Below are 4,823 nucleotides of genomic sequence, written 5' to 3' on the forward strand. Positions count from 1 at the left end.
CGGCGGCGGCCCGCGGAACGGCGAGGGCCGGCGCCCCCGCGCCGAGGGTGACGGCACTCGCCACGTCCCCGTAGCCGGCCGCCGTGCGCAGGCTGATCGCCGCGACGGCCCCTTCGCGCAGCAGGCGGCCCATGCCAGGGGCGTCGCGCATGGCCGCAAGCTCGGCGAACGTCCAGTCGGTGACCATCAGCAGCACCACATGGCGTGCCGCAGAGGGCGCCGCGGACACCGTCCCGCCAGCCCCTTGCGCTCCCCCTCCCATCCACAGGATGGCGAGGGCCAGGGCCATCGCCAAGGCCCTCCGCCCCGACTTCCCCCACATCCACCGTCCGTTCACCGTCCGCCCTCCTCGCATGCACAACGAATCCACAACCTCCCCCTCAGCTTATCCCCAAAACGGGCCGTTTTATCCCCAATATTCACAGCGTTGTCCACAATTCCTTGTGAACAAAAAAGCCCCGCCCGGCGCCCGTCGCGCACGCCGGTGCGGGAGATCATTCGGCCTCGAGCGCCAAGCTCGGGACGGCATTGAGGTCAAGGTCGGCCACGCGGCCGTGCCGGTACAGCACGGTGCCCGCCGCGGCAATCATCGCCGCGTTGTCGGTGCACAGCGAAAGGGGCGGGATGAGCACCTCCACGCCTTCGCGGGCGGCACGTTCTGCCAGCGCCGCGCGCAAGCCCCGATTGGCCGCCACGCCCCCGGCGACCACGAGCTGCCGCGCGGCGTACCGCTTGACGGCGCGAAAGGCCTTTTCCACCAGCACGTCGACCACGGCCGCCTGAAAGCTGGCCGCCACATCGGCCAGGTTGAGCGGCTCGCCGCGCTGCCGGGCGGCGTGGACCGCGTTGAGGACGGCCGTCTTCAGCCCGCTGAAGCTAAAGTCGAGGGAATCGGGTTCCAGCCAAGCGCGGGGAAACGCATACACGTCGCGGCCTTCGGCGGCGAGCCGGTCGAGCTCCGGCCCCCCGGGGTAGGGCAAGCCCAGGGCGCGGGCCACCTTGTCGTACGCCTCGCCCGCGGCGTCGTCGCGGGTTTGGCCGACCACAGCAAAGCGCCCCTCTTCGCGCAGGTAGACGAGCTCGGTATGGCCGCCGGAGACGACGAGGGCGACAAGCGGATAGCGCATCTCCCCGCATAGCTGGCAGGCGTAAATGTGGCCGGCAATGTGGTGCACCGGCACGAGCGGAAGCCCCCAGGCGAAGGCGAGGGCCTTGGCCGCCGCTACGCCCACGAGCAGCGCGCCCACCAAGCCCGGTCCATGGGTCACGGCGATGGCATCCAGGTCGTCCGGCCCCACGCCGGCCTCCTCAAGGGCCGCTTCCAGCACGCGCGTGATGCGTTCCACATGGCGGCGCGACGCCACTTCCGGAACCACGCCGCCAAACCGGCGATGCACCTCGGCCTGGCTGGCCACAACGCTGGACAGAACGGTGCGCCCGTTTTCCACTACCGCCGCCGCCGTTTCGTCACAGCTCGTTTCAATGCCCAACACGCGGATCGGTTTGTCCGTCGTCACGCAGCTTCACCCACATGATCAACGCGTCTTCCTGGTTGTCCTGGTAGTACCGCGGCCGCACGCCGCAACACACAAAGCCCAGCTTGCGGTACAGCCGCTGGGCCGGCTCGTTGGACACGCGCACCTCCAGCGTCATCGCCGTCGCACCAAGCCGCCGGGCCAGGTCCATCATGCGGCGCAGGAGCCCCTCGCCGATTGACCGGCGCCGGTAATCGGGATGGACGGCGATGTTCGTCACGTGGGCCTCGTCGCCGATCACCCACATTCCGCCGTACGCCACGACGCGCCCGTCCACCTCGGCCACCAGGTAGTGCGCGTAGCGGTTGTGGGCCAGCTCGTTGGCAAAGGCTTCGCGCGACCAGGGGAGGGGAAAGGAGGCTTGCTCGATGGCGCACACGGCGTCAAGATCGGCAAGCTGCAGCATGCGGTAGGTGACGGGCTTATCCATTGTCGGCTCCTCCCGCAGCGGCGTCGACGCCCCGATCCCGGGCACCGGCCGCGGGCCGCTCGCCCGCCGCCGCCTTGCGCTCCGCCTCGCTGGCTTGCAGGTACGCGGGGGCAAACGTGTGCACCTCGTCGACGTCGCCGGCCAAAAGCCGCTGGCGCGCCAGGCGGGCCAAGGCGGACGCGCGGGGCACGCCCAGTTCGGGCGGCGCCAGCCAGAGGCGTTCGCCGAGGACCGCGGCAATGGCCTCCCGAAAACGCGCCGCGTCGTCGCCCACCACCGCCACCGCCTCGCCGGTGGCGTCGAGTTCGGCCACCAGGTCGGCCACGGGCAGGACGCGATCCGGCCGCACCGGGGTCACCGCGCCACGCGTGCAGCGGTACACGCCGGCGTAGACGCGCTGGCGCCGCGCGTCAAAGAGGGGCACGACGAGGCCGGGAAAGTCGGGCACATTGGCCGCCATCACCTGCAGGGTGGAAACGCCGATGAGGGGGATGCCAAGGGCCCAGGCCAGCGTCTTCGCCGTGGTGACGCCGATGCGCACGCCGGTGTAGGATCCCGGTCCCTTGGCCACGGCGACGGCGGTAAGCTCGCGCGGCGTCACGCCCGCTTCCGCCAGCAGGTGGCGCACGGCCGGCATCAGGCGCACGGAATGGTGATGCTGGGTGTTCGTGCACCATTCGCCGAGGACGCGGTCGTCTTGCAGCAAGGCCACGCCCATGGCCCGGCCGCTCGTGTCGAGGCTCAGGATGACCATGCCGCCCGCCACTCCTCCACGCGCCGGCGCATCGCCTCACCGCGGGGGAAGACGCGCACCGCGCGCCGGTCGCCCTCCCCTTTGGCCAAGCGGATTTCCAGGTATTCGTCCGGCAGGTAGTCCGCCGCATAATGCCCCCATTCGATCGCCGCCACGCCGCCCGCGTCGAACACCTCGTCAAAGCCGAGATCCTCCGCCCCTTCGCCCAGGCGGTACACGTCGATGTGGAACAGGGGAAGGCGCCCGCCGTGGTATTCCTTGATCAACGTGAACGTCGGGCTGTTCACCGGTGCGGGAATGCCCAGTCCCGCGGCCAGGCCCTGCACAAAGGTCGTCTTGCCCGCACCCAGGTCTCCTTCGAGCACGATGACGTCGCCCGGCGCGGCAACCCGCCCGAGGGCGGCGGCAAGGCGGCGCGTCTCCTCGGCCCCGTTCGTTTCGACCACCCACGCCGCCCCTTCATCGCGCGCGTTCGATTCCTTCGTCGACAAAGTGGTTGTACCCTCCTTTCGGCAGCGGGCGCTCCCGCCCGTCCTCGACCAGGACCACGCCGGGTGGGCCCGCGACAACCTCGCCCACGGCAACCAGCGCCACACCCTCCGCCCGAGCCGCGCGCGCCAACGCCGGCCATACGCCGGCAGATACGGCGCCGACCAGCTCGTAGTCCTCCCCGCCAAAGAGCATCCAATCCAGCGGCGAGGCGTCGGCCTCCCGGCAGTACGCCGCCAGCTCCGGATGGACCGGCAGGCGATCGGCGTACAGGCGAACGGTCACGCCGCTGGCCTCGGCGATCTCCCACGCCTCGCTGGCCAGGCCGTCGCTCACGTCGTTCAGCGCGCAGCGCACCCCCTGCGATGCGCACAGCCGACCGACATCGAGGCGCGGCCGTGGACGCCGATGGGCGGCGACGAGGCGCGGATAGCGATCGGCCCGTTCCGGATGGCGAAGCAGCAGGTCAAGCCCCGCCGCCGACAGGCCAAGGGGGCCGCTCACGAACACCACATCCCCCGGGCGCGCCGCGCCGCGCGTGAGGGCTCGTCCCGCCTCCACCTCGCCCACCACGGTGACGGACAGCCACAGCCCGCCCGGCGAGCGCACCGTATCGCCGCCGACAAGGGCCACGCCCCACGCCGCCGCGCCTTCATAAAGCCCGTCGTACAGCCGGCGCAGCTCGTCCGGCGTCCACGCGCAGTCGGGCGCGAGGGCGATCAGGGCAAAACGCGGCTCGCCGCCCATCGCCGCCACATCGCTGACGTTGACGGCCAGGATCTTGTACCCCACGTCTTCCGGCGCGAGGGTGTCGCGGCGAAAGTGAACCCCTTCCACCATCGCGTCGCAGGCGAGAACCATCTGCTTGCCGGGTGTTACGGTCACCACCGCCGCGTCGTCGCCAACGTCCACGACCACCCGCGGATCGGGTTGCCGTCCGGTTGTCAGCATGCGAATCAAGGCGAACTCATCCATCGCGTGCCCGTCCTTTTGGGGGAAAGATGGGGTGTCCTCCCGGCCGCGCCACGGCGCTTGCTTTCCCACTCATTATAAAAAGCGAACGGAACGATGGCAAACAAAACAAAAACCGCAGCTCCTGCGCTGCGGCTTTTGGCGATGGTGGGCCTAAGTGGACTTGAACCACTGACCTCACGCTTATCAGGCGTGCGCTCTAACCAGCTGAGCTATAGGCCCACGCGAATGGACGATATGGAGCGGGTGAAGGGAATCGAACCCTCGCGTCCGGCTTGGAAGGCCGGTGTTCTACCACTGAACTACACCCGCATAGAACCAAACTGGTCGGGGTAGAGGGATTTGAACCCCCGGCCCCCTGGTCCCAAACCAGGTGCTCTACCAAGCTGAGCTATACCCCGCGGTACCGCGTACATTCGTGTGGGGGAAGAAGGATGGTGCGGTCGGCGAGACTCGAACTCGCACGGCCCGAAGGCCACTGCCCCCTCAAGACAGCGTGTCTGCCAATTCCACCACGACCGCATATCCCGTACCCCTGAAGACATTTTTGATTATATTCCCATCGCTGGCCGGTTGTCAAGAGGCCGCAATCACTCAGCTAAAATCTAACCGAAGGGAGACTGGATCACTCACATCGAAATCT

The 4,823-nt window shown here is 69.0% G+C and carries 6 protein-coding genes and 4 tRNA genes; all 10 read right to left on the reverse strand.

The window, feature by feature from the left end:
- Positions 1–337: hypothetical protein (locus tag IEX61_RS11840; RefSeq protein ID WP_188818205.1), on the reverse strand; the 337-nt coding region annotated here is incomplete at its 3' end.
- Positions 338–494: 157 nt separating this feature from the next.
- Complete coding sequence (tsaD, locus tag IEX61_RS11845) at positions 495–1,517, reverse strand: tRNA (adenosine(37)-N6)-threonylcarbamoyltransferase complex transferase subunit TsaD (RefSeq protein WP_188818207.1); 1,023 nt, start codon at positions 1,515–1,517, stop codon at positions 495–497.
- Positions 1,480–1,965 carry a ribosomal protein S18-alanine N-acetyltransferase gene (gene rimI / locus IEX61_RS11850; protein WP_054673388.1) on the reverse strand — a complete coding sequence of 162 codons (486 nt, stop codon included), beginning with the start codon at positions 1,963–1,965 and terminating at the stop codon, positions 1,480–1,482. The genes tsaD and rimI overlap by 38 nt, the downstream gene beginning before the upstream one ends.
- Positions 1,958–2,719: a tRNA (adenosine(37)-N6)-threonylcarbamoyltransferase complex dimerization subunit type 1 TsaB gene (tsaB, locus tag IEX61_RS11855; protein WP_188818209.1), complete on the reverse strand. Its 762-nt coding sequence runs from the start codon at positions 2,717–2,719 to the stop codon at positions 1,958–1,960. The genes rimI and tsaB overlap by 8 nt, the downstream gene beginning before the upstream one ends.
- Entirely contained in the window at positions 2,707–3,165 is a 459-nt protein-coding gene (tsaE, locus tag IEX61_RS11860; RefSeq protein WP_054673548.1) for a tRNA (adenosine(37)-N6)-threonylcarbamoyltransferase complex ATPase subunit type 1 TsaE, read from the reverse strand. The genes tsaB and tsaE overlap by 13 nt, the downstream gene beginning before the upstream one ends.
- Positions 3,166–3,178: 13 nt before the next feature.
- Entirely contained in the window at positions 3,179–4,183 is a 1,005-nt protein-coding gene (thiL, locus tag IEX61_RS11865; protein ID WP_188818211.1) for a thiamine-phosphate kinase, read from the reverse strand.
- A 142-nt stretch (positions 4,184–4,325) separates the two neighbouring features.
- Positions 4,326–4,402, reverse strand: a tRNA-Ile gene (locus IEX61_RS11870).
- Positions 4,403–4,418: 16 nt separating this feature from the next.
- Positions 4,419–4,492: transfer RNA gene (locus tag IEX61_RS11875), tRNA-Gly, on the reverse strand.
- 12 nt (positions 4,493–4,504) lie between these two features.
- Positions 4,505–4,581: transfer RNA gene (locus IEX61_RS11880), tRNA-Pro, on the reverse strand.
- A gap of 34 nt (positions 4,582–4,615) precedes the next feature.
- Positions 4,616–4,702: transfer RNA gene (locus IEX61_RS11885), tRNA-Leu, on the reverse strand.
- Positions 4,703–4,823: the final 121 nt, after the last annotated feature.

The sequence above is a fragment of the Calditerricola satsumensis genome, from assembly GCF_014646935.1.
GTDB classification, from domain to species: domain Bacteria; phylum Bacillota; class Bacilli; order Calditerricolales; family Calditerricolaceae; genus Calditerricola; species Calditerricola satsumensis.